Origin of the sequence: Nostoc sp. PCC 7107 (assembly GCF_000316625.1) — a bacterium.
Lineage (GTDB): Bacteria > Cyanobacteriota > Cyanobacteriia > Cyanobacteriales > Nostocaceae > Nostoc_B.
The window spans coordinates 4,645,223-4,662,331 of record NC_019676.1 but is presented as its reverse complement, the minus strand read 5'-3'; the positions used below and the strand labels follow the sequence as shown (position 1 = coordinate 4,662,331).

The 17,109-nt window shown below is 41.0% G+C and carries 20 protein-coding genes and 1 pseudogene; 12 read left to right on the top strand and 9 right to left on the bottom strand.

What is annotated here, in order from left to right; all coding sequences use genetic code 11:
• Positions 1 to 71 precede the first annotated feature (71 nt).
• Positions 72 to 230, top strand: coding sequence for a hypothetical protein (locus NOS7107_RS28720; RefSeq protein WP_015114740.1), 159 nt, complete (start codon positions 72 to 74; stop codon positions 228 to 230).
• Between the two features lie 69 nt (positions 231 to 299).
• Here NOS7107_RS28720 and NOS7107_RS19890 read toward each other — a convergent pair whose 3' ends face one another.
• The 3 genes from NOS7107_RS19890 to NOS7107_RS19880 are packed head-to-tail and all read right to left on the bottom strand — an operon-like array spanning position 300 to position 1,213.
• Entirely contained in the window at positions 300 to 746 is a 447-nt protein-coding gene (locus NOS7107_RS19890; protein WP_015114739.1) for a PIN domain-containing protein, read from the bottom strand.
• Positions 733 to 966, bottom strand: a complete 234-nt coding sequence (locus NOS7107_RS19885) for a hypothetical protein (protein ID WP_015114738.1) — start codon at positions 964 to 966, stop codon at positions 733 to 735. The genes NOS7107_RS19890 and NOS7107_RS19885 overlap by 14 nt, the downstream gene beginning before the upstream one ends.
• A gap of 55 nt (positions 967 to 1,021) precedes the next feature.
• Complete coding sequence (locus NOS7107_RS19880) at positions 1,022 to 1,213, bottom strand: DUF433 domain-containing protein (protein ID WP_015114737.1); 192 nt, start codon at positions 1,211 to 1,213, stop codon at positions 1,022 to 1,024.
• Positions 1,214 to 1,279: 66 nt separating this feature from the next.
• Between NOS7107_RS19880 and NOS7107_RS19875 the strand changes: the two genes are divergently transcribed.
• The 6 genes and pseudogenes from NOS7107_RS19875 to NOS7107_RS19855 all read left to right on the top strand — a co-directional run bounded on the left by NOS7107_RS19875 (position 1,280) and on the right by NOS7107_RS19855 (position 6,583).
• The gene (locus tag NOS7107_RS19875; protein ID WP_015114736.1) at positions 1,280 to 1,519 is read left to right on the top strand and encodes a hypothetical protein; all 240 of its coding nucleotides are present in this window, start codon (positions 1,280 to 1,282) and stop codon (positions 1,517 to 1,519) included.
• Between the two features lie 46 nt (positions 1,520 to 1,565).
• Positions 1,566 to 1,870: pseudogene (locus NOS7107_RS28015) on the top strand (type II toxin-antitoxin system RelE/ParE family toxin).
• A gap of 325 nt (positions 1,871 to 2,195) precedes the next feature.
• Positions 2,196 to 3,908 carry a diflavin flavoprotein gene (locus NOS7107_RS19870; protein WP_015114735.1) on the top strand — a complete coding sequence of 571 codons (1,713 nt, stop codon included), beginning with the start codon at positions 2,196 to 2,198 and terminating at the stop codon, positions 3,906 to 3,908.
• Between the two features lie 132 nt (positions 3,909 to 4,040).
• Positions 4,041 to 4,943, top strand: coding sequence for an ABC transporter permease (locus NOS7107_RS19865; protein ID WP_044500176.1), 903 nt, complete (start codon positions 4,041 to 4,043; stop codon positions 4,941 to 4,943).
• 167 nt (positions 4,944 to 5,110) lie between these two features.
• Complete coding sequence (locus tag NOS7107_RS19860) at positions 5,111 to 5,920, top strand: DUF3598 family protein (protein WP_015114733.1); 810 nt, start codon at positions 5,111 to 5,113, stop codon at positions 5,918 to 5,920.
• 99 nt (positions 5,921 to 6,019) lie between these two features.
• Positions 6,020 to 6,583 (top strand): Uma2 family endonuclease, encoded by a 564-nt coding sequence (locus NOS7107_RS19855; RefSeq protein ID WP_015114732.1) that lies wholly within the window; start codon positions 6,020 to 6,022, stop codon positions 6,581 to 6,583.
• A 123-nt stretch (positions 6,584 to 6,706) separates the two neighbouring features.
• Here the strand turns inward: NOS7107_RS19855 and NOS7107_RS19850 are convergent, their stop codons facing one another.
• The gene (locus NOS7107_RS19850) at positions 6,707 to 7,198 is read right to left on the bottom strand and encodes a DUF5063 domain-containing protein (RefSeq protein WP_015114731.1); all 492 of its coding nucleotides are present in this window, start codon (positions 7,196 to 7,198) and stop codon (positions 6,707 to 6,709) included.
• Positions 7,199 to 7,210: 12 nt separating this feature from the next.
• Here NOS7107_RS19850 and NOS7107_RS19845 point away from each other — a divergent pair, with 12 nt between their 5' ends.
• Together NOS7107_RS19845 and NOS7107_RS19840 are read left to right on the top strand one after the other, a co-directional pair.
• On the top strand, positions 7,211 to 7,717 hold the full coding sequence (locus tag NOS7107_RS19845; protein WP_044499669.1) for a helix-turn-helix domain-containing protein: 507 nt from the start codon (positions 7,211 to 7,213) through the stop codon (positions 7,715 to 7,717).
• Entirely contained in the window at positions 7,708 to 8,244 is a 537-nt protein-coding gene (locus tag NOS7107_RS19840; RefSeq protein ID WP_083889664.1) for an IS630 family transposase, read from the top strand. Before NOS7107_RS19845 ends, NOS7107_RS19840 begins: the two co-directional genes overlap by 10 nt.
• 166 nt (positions 8,245 to 8,410) lie before the next feature.
• Here NOS7107_RS19840 and NOS7107_RS19835 read toward each other — a convergent pair whose 3' ends face one another.
• Together NOS7107_RS19835 and aat are read right to left on the bottom strand one after the other, a co-directional pair.
• Positions 8,411 to 8,956 (bottom strand): hypothetical protein, encoded by a 546-nt coding sequence (locus NOS7107_RS19835; RefSeq protein ID WP_015114729.1) that lies wholly within the window; start codon positions 8,954 to 8,956, stop codon positions 8,411 to 8,413.
• Positions 8,957 to 9,008: 52 nt separating this feature from the next.
• Positions 9,009 to 9,584 (bottom strand): leucyl/phenylalanyl-tRNA--protein transferase, encoded by a 576-nt coding sequence (gene aat / locus NOS7107_RS19830; RefSeq protein WP_015114728.1) that lies wholly within the window; start codon positions 9,582 to 9,584, stop codon positions 9,009 to 9,011.
• A 104-nt stretch (positions 9,585 to 9,688) separates the two neighbouring features.
• Between aat and NOS7107_RS19825 the strand changes: the two genes are divergently transcribed.
• Positions 9,689 to 10,018 carry a hypothetical protein gene (locus tag NOS7107_RS19825; protein WP_015114727.1) on the top strand — a complete coding sequence of 110 codons (330 nt, stop codon included), beginning with the start codon at positions 9,689 to 9,691 and terminating at the stop codon, positions 10,016 to 10,018.
• A gap of 142 nt (positions 10,019 to 10,160) precedes the next feature.
• Here NOS7107_RS19825 and rpsN read toward each other — a convergent pair whose 3' ends face one another.
• The 3 genes from rpsN to rseP all read right to left on the bottom strand — a co-directional run bounded on the left by rpsN (position 10,161) and on the right by rseP (position 12,547).
• Positions 10,161 to 10,463, bottom strand: a complete 303-nt coding sequence (gene rpsN / locus NOS7107_RS19820; RefSeq protein WP_044500173.1) for a 30S ribosomal protein S14 — start codon at positions 10,461 to 10,463, stop codon at positions 10,161 to 10,163.
• Between the two features lie 72 nt (positions 10,464 to 10,535).
• The gene (nth, locus tag NOS7107_RS19815; protein WP_015114725.1) at positions 10,536 to 11,204 is read right to left on the bottom strand and encodes an endonuclease III; all 669 of its coding nucleotides are present in this window, start codon (positions 11,202 to 11,204) and stop codon (positions 10,536 to 10,538) included.
• 269 nt (positions 11,205 to 11,473) lie between these two features.
• Positions 11,474 to 12,547, bottom strand: coding sequence for an RIP metalloprotease RseP (gene rseP, locus NOS7107_RS19810; protein ID WP_015114724.1), 1,074 nt, complete (start codon positions 12,545 to 12,547; stop codon positions 11,474 to 11,476).
• A gap of 565 nt (positions 12,548 to 13,112) precedes the next feature.
• On the opposite strand from rseP, the gene kdpA reads away from it, so the two are divergent.
• Positions 13,113 to 14,798, top strand: coding sequence for a potassium-transporting ATPase subunit KdpA (kdpA, locus tag NOS7107_RS19805; protein WP_015114723.1), 1,686 nt, complete (start codon positions 13,113 to 13,115; stop codon positions 14,796 to 14,798).
• A 113-nt stretch (positions 14,799 to 14,911) separates the two neighbouring features.
• Positions 14,912 to 17,017, top strand: a complete 2,106-nt coding sequence (kdpB, locus tag NOS7107_RS19800) for a potassium-transporting ATPase subunit KdpB (RefSeq protein WP_015114722.1) — start codon at positions 14,912 to 14,914, stop codon at positions 17,015 to 17,017.
• Positions 17,018 to 17,109 lie beyond the last annotated feature (92 nt).

Below are 17,109 nucleotides of genomic sequence, written 5' to 3'. Positions count from 1 at the left end.
CAGTAGTAACGACAGCTTGTTCATTTGTGACAAACGCTTATGTTGTCGTTAGCACAGTATAAACAAAACTTATGAATGTATTTGTTGTCGTAACGACAGCTTGTTTATTTGTGGCGATCGCTTATATTGTCGTTAATACAGCATTAACAAAACTTATGAATGTATTTGTTGTCGTAACAACAGCTTATTTATTTGTGGCAAATGCTTATGTTGTCGTTACCACAGCTTAAGTAAAACTTATAAATCAAAGACAAAATATAGCTATTCTCATTTTGATGTCTTGGCGTAAACTTCAAGAGTCAAGTCTTTGGCTCTACAAATGGATTCACAATCTCTAAGAAATTTTCAATCATTAAGCCATTTTGCATATCTTCTGAGTACAAAATACTTGCTTGCCCTAAAACTGCACTAGCAACAATCAGACTATCCCAAAACGAGAACAAATAGTGAGAGCGCAATTTGACTGCATACTGAAGTGTTTCTAGTGAGACAGGCAATATTTCACAACCTTCGGAAAAATCTTCAATTAAGTTTTGAATCTGTGAATTATCAAAACCTGCTTTACGGATTAAATTTGCACAAACTTCATTGATAACTTGCGTACTAACAAGTAGGTTTTCTTGACTGGTAACGGTTGTAGCTATTTGTTGCTTTTGTACAGCGCTTGGCTCGCTAGAGTTCAGAATAAAACGATAAAGCCAAATATTGGAATCAACAAAGCACCGTGTCACCTCACCAGCGTTCATTTGCTTCTTCTCTGGTGAGTGGTTTGAAATCGGCAATCTGGATAGGATTTGCAGTTAGCTGGGCTATGATACCGGTTTGTGGAAAATGTTTCTTTTGTGACAAAGGTTTCAATATCACAATCTGCACTATTTCGGCGTTGTGTATCTCGTCTTGATACTCAACGGGAATCTCGATTGTGCCGTTATTAACTTTAGCGTTAAATTGTGTATTTGTATTCATTGCTTACAAGAGTTCTAAAAATCATCTATCTGAGCTTATTTTAAACTTCAACTCGTCATACAGTATAGGCAAGTGCCTCATAAATATCAGCTTCTTCCAGGTACGGATACGCTTGGAGAATATCATTATTGCTTTGTCCAGATGCCATTAAGCCGAAGATAGTACCAACAGTAACGCGCATTCCCCGAATGCAGGGTTTACCACCCATCACCTCTGGATTGCGGGTAATTCTGGTGAGATTTTGCATGGTTGTGGATTCGTTATGTATGGTTATAAGTCCTATACTATTAACAGCAAACTCAGATTCACGCCAATGAAAGCAATTGAGGTTCAAGGAACTGTTGATGAACTTGGTCAACTTTCCTTAGACGAACCCTTAACCATAGCAAAACACAGCCGAGTCCGAGTCATTATCCTCATTACAGAAGAAAATGAAGATGATGAAGAACTTGTTGAATCAGCAAAAGAAAGTTTTTGTCAAGGTTGGTACGATGCGATGAATGGAAATACTGTACCGATTTCTCAACTTTGGCAAGGGATTGATGCAGAGTGAACCACCATTGATTTAAGTTGAAGCTACGGCTAAATTTCAACGCAACCTGCGTATTCTAGCCAAGAAGTACGCAGTATCCGTAATGATGTACAGTCAATTGTAGAACAGCTGCAACCAGGTGAATTACCAGGAAACCCAATACCTGGAGTTGGATACACAATTTTTAAGCTACGAGTTAAAAATACTGATGTTCAAAAAGGTAAAAGTGGTGGGTATCGAATAATTTATTATGTCAAGACAGATACAAATATTATTTTAGTAACCATCTACTCAAAATCTGAGCAAGAAGATATCTCAGCAGAAGAAATTAAACAAATATTAGCTGATTTTGAGCAACATCAGGAAGAATAGGCGATCGCTTTCGCAAATCCCAATCTCAGCAAGATGTGATCGCTAGTACAGGCCGGCGTAAATAAACAGACCATTGGGAATTGCTAAAAGGTTTGTGGTATCAAGATTTTTTCTTTTTCCTTTTGACTTTTGACTTTTGCCTTGTTGTACTAGATATCTGCAATTAATTTTGTTATCCTCTTCATAAGAAATGCTGAAAATTTAATCAACTAAATTAAGCTTTAATTAAAATAGGTACTCTTTTGCGGCAATTGTGGACTTATATGTAGCAATTGCTGTTTAATCCATAATAAATACTTAAAAATAAACAAGTTATTCAAAAATTATGCCAGATACTAAACCTCGTGATGTACAAGTATTGCCCATTGCTACAGATACAACTGTAATGCGATCGCGCAGTTGGGCAAGGTTAAGATTTGAAATTGAATATGCCCTAGCTAAAGGGACTACAGCTAACTCTTATTTAATTCAAGCTGACAAAATAGTTTTGATTGACCCGCCTGGGGAAACTTTCACGCAAATTTATCTGGATGCGTTGCAACAGCGTATTGATGTGACAGCGATTGATTATGTCATTCTCGGTCACATCAACCCTAACCGCGCCGCGACTTTAAAAGCTTTACTAGAAATTGCACCCCAAATTACCTTTGTTTGTTCTAACCCAGGGGCGATAAATTTACGCGGTGCTTTAGAAAATCCCGACTTACCAATGATTGTGATGCGGGGGGAAGAAACCCTAGATTTGGGTAAGGGACATAACTTGCAATTCATTCCTACACCCAACCCCCGCTACGCCGATGAACTCTGCACCTACGACCCCCAAACCGAAATTCTCTACACCGATAAGTTATTTGGGGCGCATATCTGCGGCGACCAAGTATTAGATGAAGGCTGGGAAATTATTAACGAAGACCGCCGTTATTATTATGACTGCCTCATGGCTCCCCACGCGCGGCAAGTCGAAACGGCACTAGACAAACTCGCGGATTTTCCAGCACGTTTGTATGCTACAGGACACGGGCCTTTAGTACGTTACGGCTTAATTGAACTGACTAAAGCTTATCGCCAATGGAGTCAACAGCAAACCTCGGCTGACTTGACAGTGGCATTAATTTATGCTTCTGCTTATGGAAATACTGCCACCTTAGCCCAAGCGATCGCTCGTGGCATCACAAAAGCTGGTGTGGCGGTAGAATCAATTAACTGCGAATTTACTGAACCAGAAGAAATCCGCGCGGCTGTGGAAAAATCTGCTGGTTTTGTCATGGGTTCGCCAACGCTAGGTGGTCACGCACCGACACCTGTGCAAACAGCTTTAGGGATTGTGTTATCTACAGGAACTAATAATAAACTAGCTGGTGTCTTTGGTTCCTTTGGTTGGAGTGGTGAGGCGGTCGATTTAATTGAAAGCCGACTTAAAGATGCTGGCTATCGCTTTGGGTTTGATACCATCCGCGTCAAGTTTAAACCAGATGATGCTACCTTGCAATTGTGCGAAGAAGCCGGAACCGACTTTGCTCAAGCACTGAAGAAAGCCAAAAAAGTGCGATCGCAAAGTATCCCCGCCACCAATGTTGAACAAGCAGTAGGACGCATTGTTGGTTCTTTGTGTGTGCTGACAGCCAAACAAGAAGATAGAGCCAGCGCCATGTTAGCTTCATGGGTAGCCCAAGCCAGCTTTAATCCACCAGGGTTAACTATTGCCGTTGCTAAAGAACGGGCAGTAGAACCACTGACCCACTCAGGTAACGAATTTGTCCTGAATATTCTCAAAGAGGGCAGTCACATAGGGTTGATGAAACATTTCCTCAAACCCTTCGGCCCTGGAGAAGACCGATTTGCTGGTGTCGCCATTGAAGAAAGTACAAATGGTTCTCCGATTTTGGCTGATGCTTTAGCATACTTAGAATGTAAAGTGCAGCACCGGATGGAATCTGGCGACCACTGGCTAGTTTATGCGACTGTGGAAAACGGTAAGGTGTTGAATCAAGATGGTGTGACGGCGGTGCATTATCGCAAGTCGGCTACGCATTATTGAGTGCTGAGTGCTGAGTTAAAAGTGTTGAGTGTTTCTTACTCAGCACTTTATTAGTGAGAATGACATGGGTAAACTTAATCACATCGAGTATAAAGGGTGATTACGATTTACTTTTTAAATGTTGGGGTGTCTGTGTTCAAATTTTTTACTAAACTTGACTATTTACTCAAAGAAACCTTTTTAGGATTATTACGTGGCGGTTGGATGAATTGGGCTGCTGTTAGCACTGTGGCGGTGTTATTATTTTTGTTTGGTTTGAGTCTGCAAACTTCGTGGCAGGTAGAAAAACTCCTGAATCAATTTGGTAGCCAGTTAGAGGTTTCCGTATATTTAGAACCAGGAATAGACGCTAAAAGCATAGAACATTTGGTAGTGAAAATACCTGAAGTTGTGGCGATGCAAACGGTTACAAAAGAAGAAGCTTGGACAAAATTAGTCAAAGATTTGAGAATTGCGGATATTGACGGTGCGACTCAACAGCTAGGGGAAAATCCTTTAGTTGATGAGATGAAGGTAAAAGCGCGTAACTCTCAAGCTGTACCAGTTTTAGCCACACATCTGGCGAAATTGCGGGGAGTTGATACGGTGCAGTATGTAGATGAAGCCGTAAAACGCATCGCTCAGTTGCATCGAGGTTTGAACTGGTTTACTTTGACAATTACCAGTATTTTGACTTTAACTGCGATCGCTGTTACTACTACCACCATTCGCCTGATTGTCTTGGCGCGACGGCACGAAATTGAAATTATGCAACTAGTAGGCGCAACTTCCGCCTGGATTTACCTACCGTTTATTTTACAGGGAATTTTATTTGGTTTAGTTGGCGGTGCGATCGCTTGGAGTTTTATTTCCGTCATCGAACAATTTTTAGGCAAATTACTCGCTAATCAACCAGAGTTTATCCAATTCCTTGCCAATGGTTTGCAACTTGCACCCACACAAATCTTATTATTACCTCTGATTCTCTTAAGTTTCGGTGCAACGGTAGGATTAATAGGCAGCTTATTTGCAGTGCATCGATTTGCTAAGGCTTAGTCAATAATAGTCAATGGTTAAGCGTTCTCTATGATATTTATCAAATAACAAATAACAAATGATATAGCAGTCGAACTATAGGTGACGACATTTAAAAAGCACGAATACCAGGCATAGTAAAACTTTTACCTCCAGCCTCCTGCTATAAATGACCAAGGACAAATAACATGACATCTCAATGGGAATGCTTATTACAAAATCTCGGTGAATGGCAAGGTTCATTCACGCGATTTTCACCCCCAGGGACACTTTTAGAAGATATTAAAAGTGTTGTTTCCTTTGAAGGATTAAACGAAAACCAAACTATGCGTCAAATTGTCCACCGTGAAGGACAAGAAGATTTAGTCTTAGAATACAGTTCTTTAGCTAAGAGTATACTATTCTTTGAAAATGGTGCTTTTTCCCAAGGTTCGATTCAGTTAGCACCATTTACCGAATTTGGTGCAGAACTAGGTTTAATTTATGAAAATCGCCGCTTACGTTTAGTGCAGTTATTTGATAAAAACGGACAGCTAGATAAACTAACTTTAATTAGAGAACATTTAGCCGGAACCGCACCAGTAGAGAATCCTCCCTTAACCGTAAATGATTTATTGGGAGAATGGCACGGTGAAGCAATTACAATATATCCTGACTGGCGATCGCCTGATACTTTCTCTTCAACTTTAAAATTACATTTAGATGATACTGGACGATTAGTCCAGAGTTTGACTTTTGGACAAAGAACCATCACTTCAACAGCAACTATCAAAGGTTCTATAATTCACTTTGACCAAGACCCACAAAAGCAAGTACAAATTTTATTATTACCTAACGGAGCTTCAGCAACATCGCCATTGCAAGTAAAATTACGTCAACCCTTATTTTTAGAAGTTGGTTGGTTAATTCAACCTAACCTACGCCAGCGTATGGTTCGCACTTACAGCGATAAAGGTGAATGGGTAAGCCTAACTTTGGTGACTGAACAAAAAGTGTAAAAGTGGTTATGACTTCCGCAAAAAATAAATAACAAATATATTAATCTGTAGAATAACAAAGAGCAGTAGTACAACGTAGCTTTTGTAAGGAAGCATTAAATGGTACAAATCCCTGCTAAAACTCTGACTCTTACAGAATTCCTCAATTTACCAGAGACAGAACCTGCTAGTGAATATATTGATGGACGTATTATTCAAAAACCAATGCCACAAGGAGAAGATAGTGCAATTCAAACAGAGTTAGCACCTGCAATTAATTTAGTTGTAAAACCCCAAAAAATTGCGCGGGCTTTTTGTGAACTGCGTTGTACATTTGGCAATCGCTCAATTGTTCCTGACGTTTCTGTGTTTTTGTGGGATAGAATACCTCGTCAAGAAAATGGTGGGGTTGCGAATGTCTTCTCAACTGCACCAGATTGGACAATTGAAATTTTATCTCCTGATCAAAGTCAAACTAAAGTTATCAAGAATATTCTCCATTATCTCAAGTATGGAACTCAGATGGGATGGTTAATTGATCCTAAAGAAAAATCTGTGTTTGTTTACTTGCCAAATCAACCAACTAATGTTTATAAAGAACCGGAAACAAAGTTACCAGTTCCAGAATTTGCTAAAGATTTAAGCTTAACAGTAGAAGATTTATTTAGCTGGTTACTGGAGTGATTTTAGTTCCGATTTTTCATCGCTAATAATCTTTTATATAAATTAGCGATCGCAGTTCATCTTTACGAGATTAGAACAAGGTTTTAAAGTAAACATTTAAATTTAATTTGTCTATCAATCTTGCTACGAAAAATAATTATGAATTGCCCTTTGCGCTCCCACTAAATGAGCGCCCCAATGAATTTCAAAATGAAAACACCATTCCCATAATGCTTCCATAAAATAAGCCTGATTGTAAATTATAAGACCTCTCTTTAAGTCTTGATAAATATCATTTAAATCATCGATAATACTGTTGAGTACAGGTTGATTATCTTCTAGATTCAGTGGTTCAAACACATCCCAGTAATTATCAATTGGCAATATCTTTAATCGTTGATAAATACTGCTTAATTCGTAAGATGAACGAACAGTTTCTACTTCTTCCTCACAATTCATATCAGGTAAATCAATTTCAAGCAAATCAATTATACCCAAATGAAGTTCAGCTAAAAGCTTTCGAGCCGTTATTATGTCCTGCTCTGGATTATCACTATAACCTTCTGCCCAATCACAATACTTATACCAATTTGAAAAAAGAATGCGACAGATGGTAAAAATAGACAGAAGTAGCATTCAGGGTATGTGATGGTAGGGGTAACACAAATCGAGATAGAAGAAAGTGTCGAGGAACTAGAGAAGTTGCTCAAACATCAAAAACAGTCTCGGAGCAAAGAACGTATACAAGCCCTATATCTGATTAAAGGGCAAGAAATGAGTGTAAGTGAGATTGCTAAAATCTTGGGAAAACATCGAGCTACAGTACATCGATGGTTGGCAGATTATCGAGAAGGAGGAATTGAGGCGGTTGTTGAATTTGGAACGAGTTCAGGTCGAAAAAGAGCAATACCAGATTGGGCTGTATCGAGTTTGAAAAAACAACTCGAACAACCAGAAGGTGGGTTTCAACGGTACACACAAATACAACATTGGTTAGAAAAAACCTTGGGTGTGCAAGCTGAGTACGCAACTGTACATCATCTGGCACGTTACAGGCTCAAAGCCAAGCTGAAAGTCCCACGTCCGCGTAACCGAAAACAGGACGAAGAAAAACTAGAGTCTTTTAAAAAAAACTCGGTGATGACTTGCAATTAATTGCTCAATACAGTGCCATTATCTTGCCTCAGTACGAAAATATTCGTTATTTTGTACAAGATGAGAGTCGATTTGGACTCAAAACCATTGAAGGACGTAAAATTACTCTTCCCGGAGTTAAGCCTATTGGTGATTGGCAGTGGCAATTTAAAGCGTTCTGGCTATATGGAGCAGTTGAACCACTTACTGGGGAAAGTTTATTTTGGCAGTTTTCTCATGTTGATACCGAATGCTACCAACAATTTTTGAACGAGTTCGCTGCCTGTTATCCCAAATCACTTAACATTCTCCAAGTTGATAACGGCTTATTTCATCAAGCTAAACGTTTACAAATTCCAGAGAATATTGTTCTTTTGTTCCAGCCTGCTCATTCTCCTGAACTCAATCCCATAGAGCGCGTTTGGGAATATCTCAAGCAAGACTTGAAATGGGAGCTATTTGATAACAGGCGAGCATCTGCAAACCAAGGTTGCTCAACTCCTAGCTCTCCTCACTCCTCAAATTGCTGCTTCTTTGACTGGTTATGACTTCATCCTCAATGCCTTATCTGTCGCAAACATTTTTTGAATTGGTATTACAAACAGTCTCAGCAAATTTTTTAATTTTTGTTCCTGCATCTAAATTAGACAGTTCCATGTGGGAATTTTTGTTTGTTAAACAATAAATTTTATTATGAAAAGACAGAAAAACTTATCAATCAAAAGAATACCCAGCAAAGAAAATCTCACTTGGCTGGTTGTCTGCATAAACAATGATGTATCTTGCCGTACCTCTATCAATACTGTGCCAAAATTGATTTTTGCCATTAGGATTAGTGTTACCAAGAAGTACGGACTGAATCATGTCATGAGTTGGTTGCTCAGTACCGAATAAAGTCATAAGTTCTGCTGGAGATAGTAGAAAAGCAGTGTTAAAAACTTCACCAAGTATTTGATAAAATTCTTCTCCACCTCCTAACGCCTCTTCAAACTCATCTCTTGAGAGTGGACATGGCCTATCATCAACTCGAAGAATATCAAGAATTGAACGTGTTCCATCTGCATCCGAGGCTTCTAGTGCTGCTTCAATGGATATATGCTGCGCTCCAGGAGCAGGAGAATTTTCTGTAATCGGAAAATCAAGCAATGGTATTGCAGGATTATATCGACCTGCTTGAAATTCTCTTTGGCGGAGCTTCTGTAATGCTGCATTGAGATCAGGTTGATAATCTGTGTAGTACCAATAAGGTTCCGCACCCATGCAAATTTTTTAATAAATTGATAATGAGAAACGTAGCTATTGCACTACATTTCTATACCAAATAACAGCGACGCTGCAATGCTTTCTGGAGTAAAGTTTGATATTCTTCATCGCCAATACCGTAAGCGCCAAAGCGTTCTAAATGCGGGTTCATCATTTGAGCGTCAAACAGCACAAATTGTTTTTGGCGCAATCTTTCCACTAACTTGACCATTGCTACTTTTGAGCCTTCGGGAATGCGGTAAAACATCGATTCACCGATGAAAGCACCGCCAATGACTATTCCTAAAATACCCCCTGCGAGTTCATCACCTTGCCAAGTTTCAAAACTGTGAGCAAAACCTGCTTCATGTAGTAAAAAGTAAATTTCTTTTAATTCATCTGATATCCAGGTTGTTTCCCGGTTCGCGCAGCCAGCCACAACAGCCAGAAAATCGCGGTTAATCGCCACTGTAAACCGTTCTTGATTCAAAACACGCTGCAAAGACTTAGGATAGCGGAATCGTTGATCTAAAGGAATCAAAGTCCGATCGCGGCTACCATACCAACCCAAGCCATGATCGTCATCAGCCATGAGAAAATAGCCTTGAGCATAGCCTTGAATAATAGCAGCGATATCATATTGCATAGATCAAACTAAAAATAAAAAAATTCAGAGGAACGCAATTTGATGCGATCGCCATCCTCTGCGCTCCTCTGGGATATATTAAGCGTCCCTCTGCGTTTACCAAAATGACACAACCAATCCCATCCATCACCCTACCACCAGCTAACAATCCCCTCCTTGAAGGTGAGTGGTTACAAGAGCGTTTGTTGCGGTGGTTAGATACAGAATTTATCCCCGAAGCAATCAACCAAAAGATTGCTCAACGCGCCGCACAAATCTTTGTGCGTCAACGTATGGAAGGAGAGAACGACTTAGGCTCTCTGGTAATTGCCATTGTCACAGAGATGCAGGCGTTTGATTTTTCCAAAAGTTTTTATGGAGAGTTTGCGATCGCTAACGCTGTCAGCGATCTACTCTTAGAAAGTCTGGGTATAGACCGTTGTTGTGGTCAATAATTTTGTCATTTGTCTTTAGTTAATAACCAATGACTAATGATCCTTCGGGTTTGCCAGTTACTCATGGGGGAAACCCCCTTGGCGTTAGCCTCTCCCAAAGGGAGAAGACCGCACTGACTCACCAATGATTAATGACCAATAACTACCAACTAGACTTAACCACTCCAGGTAATAAACCTTCGTGCGCCCATTCCCGCAGAACGTTCCGAGACAGTCCAAAGTCACGGTAAACACCTCTAGGACGACCAGTTACCCAACAGCGATTGCGGCGACGGTTGGGCGCACTGTTCCGGGGTAGTTGTTGAATTTTCCGATGAGCGTCCAGCTTCTCTTCTAAAGATTCAGCCTGTCTGAACTCTTCCAACAGAGTTTCCCGCTTTTCGGCATACTTAGCCACTAACTTGGCGCGTTTTTTCTCGCGCTCAATCATACTCTTCTTCGCCATACATTCTAAATAAAGACAGCATTTTCCATTCTACAGTGTCCGAATCAATTCTAGGGATACTCTTGATATTGCCTAGCCTATCGTGATCACTTTGTCAGATGTAGGACATAAATCAGCCATCTGACAAGCTCCACAAGCAGGAGAACGGGCTTTACAAACAGCGCGACCGTGGTAAATTAGCCGAATTGACCAATTTTCCCAATCTGCTTGGGGTAATAACTTCATCAAATCTTGTTCAATTTTGACTGGTTCAGCGTATTTAGTTAAACCCAAGCGCTGACTCAAACGCTTAACGTGAGTATCAACCGTCACCCCAGCATTTATCCCATAAGCATGAGCTAAAACAACATTTGCCGTTTTCCGTGCTACACCAGGCAATTTTAATAACTGCTCCATTTGGTTAGGCACAACCGAGCCAAATTCATTCACAATCATTCGACAGGCGGCTTGTATATTCTTGGCTTTATTGTGATAAAACCCTGTAGAACGCACTAAATTTTCTAATTCTGCTAAATCAGCATTGGCTAAACTAGCTGCATCGGGAAAACGACCAAATAAATTGGGTGTAACTTTATTGACACGCTCATCTGTACATTGAGCGGAGAGAATTGTTGCAACTAGTAGTTGTACAGGTGTTGAGTAATTTAATGAACAAGTTGCATCTGGATAAAGATGCTTCAGGCGATGGAGAATTTCTAACGCCCGTTGTTTTTTTGAGGGAGATTTGCGGGTAGTGGTCATGGTAAAAGGCAAAAGTAAAAAGGCAAAAGTAAAAAAAGGCACTGCTGAATATGAGGATGAAAATTAAAAGTTCAATCTCTCAAACTCTTATTCTCCGCCCCTCTGCGTCTCTGCGAAAGATAAAAATCATCCAACTAATCAGCAACGCCTAAAAAATAAGTGCCTATTTACTCAGAAATTAGTAACTAAAAAATAAATTAGCCTGCACAAGCAGGCTTGGTTTGGTTAGCCTCAGACTTGAGTCTGAGCGCCTTAATTTTGTACCATTTCTACTGAGTAGTTAATTGGATGGTTTCTTTGACTATTAAGAAAATGCCTAAGCCAAGAAGTAGCACCAAACCAGTTTGCATTACACCTTCTTGAATACGGCTAGGTAAGGGTTTACCGCGCAAACCTTCAATCAATAGAAAAGCTAATTGTCCGCCGTCTAATGCTGGTAAAGGCAAGATATTGATAATGGCTAAGTTAATGCTAATAATCGCTGCAAAAGATAGTAAATTCGTGCTGTCATCAGCGGCTAATTTTGCACCAACTTTGACGATATTAACTGGCCCTGAAACTTGACCGATGGTTTGTTGAAAATTAGTAATTAACTGCCCAAAACCGTTGAGTGTACCGATAAATAACTGTTGGAAGCGATTAGCAGCAATACCAAAAATCTCGAAAGGACTATTAGGTTTACGAAAAATGGGTTTACCATTTGGCCCTAGTTGAATGCCAACAAGACCTTTACCATCAGTGCCTTGTGCTGGGGTTAATTTTAGGGAAACTTGTTGATTTTGCTGCTGAACTTTGAGAGCAATTTCCTGATTGGGATGAGTTTGAATTTCTTTGGTCAAGATAGCAGTGGCTTGGTCAGAAGCAGGAAGTTCTTGACCATTAACTGCTAAAACAATATCACCTTCTCTAATGCCGGCTTGATAGGCAATGGATTGTTCATTAACTGGTTGAACAAGCACACCGGGTTGATAGTTGAACTTTTCTGGGATACCAACAATACCCAGTTGGATAACTAGCACTAAATAGGCAAATATTAAATTTGCTATTACTCCTGCACTGATGACGATCGCCCGATCTAAAACGGGACGGTTACGCAGCAAATTCGGGTCGTTGGGGGGAATTTCACTATCTGGGTCATCATCAGGAAAGCCCACAAAGCCACCCAAGGGAAAAGCACGGACAGCATATTCGGTTTCCGTTCCTTGATATTTCCACAAAACCGGGCCGAAACCCAAAGAAAAGCGGTTAACATAAATGCCTTGAGACCGTGCTGCTACAAAGTGTCCCAGTTCGTGTACCAAAATTAAAACAGCCAAGACGGCGATCGCTGCTAAAACTGACATAAAGCAAATTAGTCAAAATATTCGGATATATATGTTTATTGTAGTAGTTGGGGATGGAGTACACAGATAAATCCTGTCACTGCTGTTGAGCTTGATTAGTTGGAATCAATATCCACAAATTGGATTGAAGATGTACTCTCGTCAATTTTTCTGCCACCATCACCATTCAATCTTTCGTTTATCTGCATTCCATATTTAAGGGGAATTAGTATACTCAACTACTGTTAAATTAGTGCAATTACATAAACAAGCCTGATCATTACCACAAACAGTAACTAATATTAAATTTTAAATACTCTTGACAGAAACTTTAAAAAGTAACTAAAAAATTGTAGTGAATAAACAGAGTAAATCTAGATAGATGTATTGAGACTCAATAAAATATTGCCAAATTGCTCACAATTTCATCGTCAAATAGTTCACTCTTATAGCAGAATTCGGGAGCCAGAAGTAAAACATTATGTCTCTCTATCTTGAGACATAGATTACATACTTTAAGTGGAAATCCACAATATATCGAAAATAATTAGCTTGCGAGTATTAAGTTAAACTGAGCGCAAAATAAATGGGACAAGGTTTTTTACAAATCGGACTGACGCTGTGCTTTGTCATAGCGATCGCCCCTATATTGGGAAGATACATAGCGCGTGTGTTCATGGGAGCGAGAACGCTGCTTGATCCCCTAATGAACCCAATTGAACACAGCATTTATCTGGTAGCAGGTGTTAACAGAAAAGATGATATGACAGGCTGGCAATATATCCGGGCGATTCTTGCCAGCAATCTTGTTATGGGGATTTTAGTTTTTGGTTTGATACATTATCAAAGATTTTTACCTTGGAATCCCAATGGCTTTTTTGCCCCGCGTTGGCATACCTTACTACACACTGTCATTTCTTTTGTCACCAACACTGATCAACAACACTACACCCCAGAGACAACCCTGAGTTACTTCAGCCAAGTAGCAGCTTTAGGCTTTTTGATGTTCACCTCGGCTGGTACAGGATTGGCGGTGGGGATCGCCTTTATTCGTGGTTTGACTAGTAAAAGGTTGGGTAACTTTTATGTTGACCTAATTCGTGGCATTACCAGGATATTACTGCCAATTTCGGTAGTTGGGGCGATCGCTCTCGTGTTATTAGGCGTACCGCAAACCCTAGATAACCCATTGATTGTGGAAACTCTAGAGGGCAGCACACAATATCTAGCCAGAGGCCCTGTCGCGTCCTTTGAGATGATTAAAATGTTGGGTGAGAACGGCGGTGGTTTCTTTGCAGCCAATTCCGCCCATCCCTTTGAAAATCCCAATGGCGCGTCTAACTTAATCGAACTCATCGCCATGATTTCCATTCCCGCAGCCTTGATATTCACCTACGGGATGTTTGCCAAAAATCTCAAACAAGCTTGGCTGTTATTTTGGATGGTATTTACCGCTTTTGTGATTTTAGTTTGGGTAACAGTCAGTGGCGAACTGCAAGGAAATCCCCTTGTTAACGGCACATTGGGAGTAGAACTGCCGAATTTAGAAGGTAAGGAAGTCAGATTTGGAGTCATACAAACAGCACTGTGGGCAGTGACTACCACCGCCACAATGACTGGTGCAGTTAATGGAATGCTTGATTCTCTCATGCCTCAAGGATTATTTGTGACGTTATTTAATTTATTTGTGCAAATAATCTGGGGAGGACAAGGTACAGGTATAGCTTACTTGTTAATTTACTTAATTCTCACCGTGTTCTTAACGGGGTTGATGGTGGGACGCACACCGGAATTTTTAGGACGCAAAATTGAAAAGCGCGAAATCATCCTCGCCAGCGTTGTGCTGTTGATTCACCCCATGATGATTTTAATTCCCAGCGCGATCGCCCTAGCTTATCCTTTCTCCCTCTCAGGAATTACAAACCCAGGCTTTCATGGTATTTCTCAAGTAGTTTATGAATATGCCTCAGCCGCAGCTAATAACGGTTCCGGCTTAGAGAAACTAAATGATAATACCCTGTGGTGGAATTTAAGCACTGGGTTGAGTATGTTGGCTGGGCGCTATATCCCAATTATTGCCATCTTGCTATTAGCTGATAATATGTCTCGCAAACCAGTCACACCAGAAACAGCAGGAACACTCAAAACCGATTCATTACTATTCACCACAGTTACAGCAGGCATAGTACTGATTTTAGGCGTGTTGACATTTTTTCCCGTTTTAGCCCTAGGCCCCATCGCCGAAGGATTTAAACTAGCATCTGGCAGTTAGAAAAGTGCTGAGTTGGGAGTTAGAAACAAGAAATAATTCTTCCTCTGCTTCCCCTACCTCCTGCCCCCTGCCCCCTGCCTCCTGCCTTCTTCCTCTCTTGCATTACTGAATATATGAATCCAGTTGCACCTACCCCAAAATCAAAAACACCAAGAACGCGTCCGAGCGATCGCCGCCAAGTGCGGAAAAAAGCCAAAATAAATAATCAAGTAATTTACACCAGGGCAATTAGGGATGCTTTTATTAAGCTAAATCCCATAGTAGCTATCAAAAATCCGGTGATGTTTGTGGTGTGGATTGGCACACTCGTTACCTTCGCCGTTACCATTGATCCCAACTTATTCGGCCCTACCCAACAGCGAAATCCGCAACTGTTCAACGGAATCCTCACTGGGATATTGTTTTTTACAATCTGGTTTGCTAACTTTGCCGAAGCCGTAGCCGAAGGACGAGGTAAAGCCCAAGCCGATGCGTTGCGATCGACACAATCAGAAACCATCGCCAAAAAACTCGCCGCCGATGGCTCAATTAGCGAGGTTTCTTCCACTAGTCTCCAACAAGGTGACAACGTATATATCGTTGCTGGCGATATCATTCCTGCTGATGGGGAAGTGATTATGGGTGTCGCCTCAGTGGATGAATCTGCAATTACGGGTGAATCTGCACCAGTTCTCAAAGAATCAGGTTCAGATGTCGCTAGTTCCGTTACAGGTGGAACACGCATCATCTCTGACGAGTTAATCATCCGCGTCACAGCTGATCCCGGCAAAGGCTTTATTGATCGGATGATTACCTTAGTAGAGGGTGCAGAACGCAGCAAAACACCCAACGAAATCGCCCTCACAGTTTTACTAGCAGTATTAAGCTTAATATTTCTGTTTGTTGTCGCTACCTTACCAGCATTTGCCTACTACGTTCAAAGTCCTGTCAGCATCCCTGTTTTAATTGCGTTATTAGTAGCATTGATCCCCACAACCATCGGCGGCTTACTCAGCGCCATTGGTATTGCAGGGATGGATCGAGTCGCTCAATTTAACGTTATCGCTACCTCTGGACGATCAGTGGAAGCCTGCGGCGATATCAACACATTAGTTCTCGATAAAACCGGCACGATTACCCTCGGCAACCGTTTAGCTGAAGAATTTATCCCGGTTAACGGTCATTCTACGCAGGAATTGGCTTATATCGCCCTAATAGCCAGCATATTTGACGATACACCAGAAGGTAAATCCATTGTGCGACTTGCAGAAAGATTCGGCGCACGATTAGATTTTGATCCCCACCAAGCCGCAGCCGTGGAATTCTCAGCCAAAACCCGGATGAGTGGGACAAATTTAGTCAATGGACGGGAAGCCCGCAAAGGTGCAGTTGGCGCGATTAAAGAATTTGTTCTTTCCCGCAACGGCCGAGATACCCCAGAACTAGATGCTGCATACCAACGAGTTTCTCAACAAGGGGGTACACCTCTAGGAGTTTGCTTAGATCTAGAAATTTATGGTGTGATCTATCTCAAAGATATTGTCAAACCAGGCATTCGTGAGCGTTTTGCCCAATTGCGTCGGATGGGTGTACGGACTGTTATGCTCACTGGAGATAACCATATTACCGCATCGGTGATTGCTAAAGAAGCTGGTGTGGATGATTTTATTGCTGAAGCCACACCCGAAGATAAAATCAGCGTCATTCAACGAGAACAGGCTGAAGGCAAGCTAGTCGCCATGACAGGCGACGGGACTAACGATGCTCCCGCATTGGCACAGGCAAATGTTGGTGTGGCGATGAATACTGGTACTCAAGCTGCTAAAGAAGCAGCCAACATGGTAGATTTAGATTCTGACCCTACCAAACTCATCGATATTATCAGTATTGGTAAACAACTGTTAATTACCCGTGGGGCATTGACAACATTTTCTATTGCTAATGATATTGCTAAGTATTTTGCAATTATTCCGGTAATTTTTGCAGCCACTAACCTGCAAAGTCTGAATATTATGAATTTAACTAGCACAAATTCCGCTGTGCTATCAGCATTAATTTACAACGCTGTGATTATTCCCGCATTAATTCCTTTAGCTTTAAAAGGTGTGAAATTTAGACCGCTGACAGCTAATCAATTACTCAAACGCAATCTTTTGATTTATGGCTTAGGTGGCGTGATTGCACCGTTTATTGCGATTAAGCTATTAGATTTGGTGATTACAGCAGTAGGGCTGGCTTAGAAAGGCAAAAAAAGTAAAAAGGCAAAAGTGAGCCACTGCGGTGGACGGGTTTCCCGGCATAAAGCAAGTGGCGAACCCGAAGGGTAAAAAGG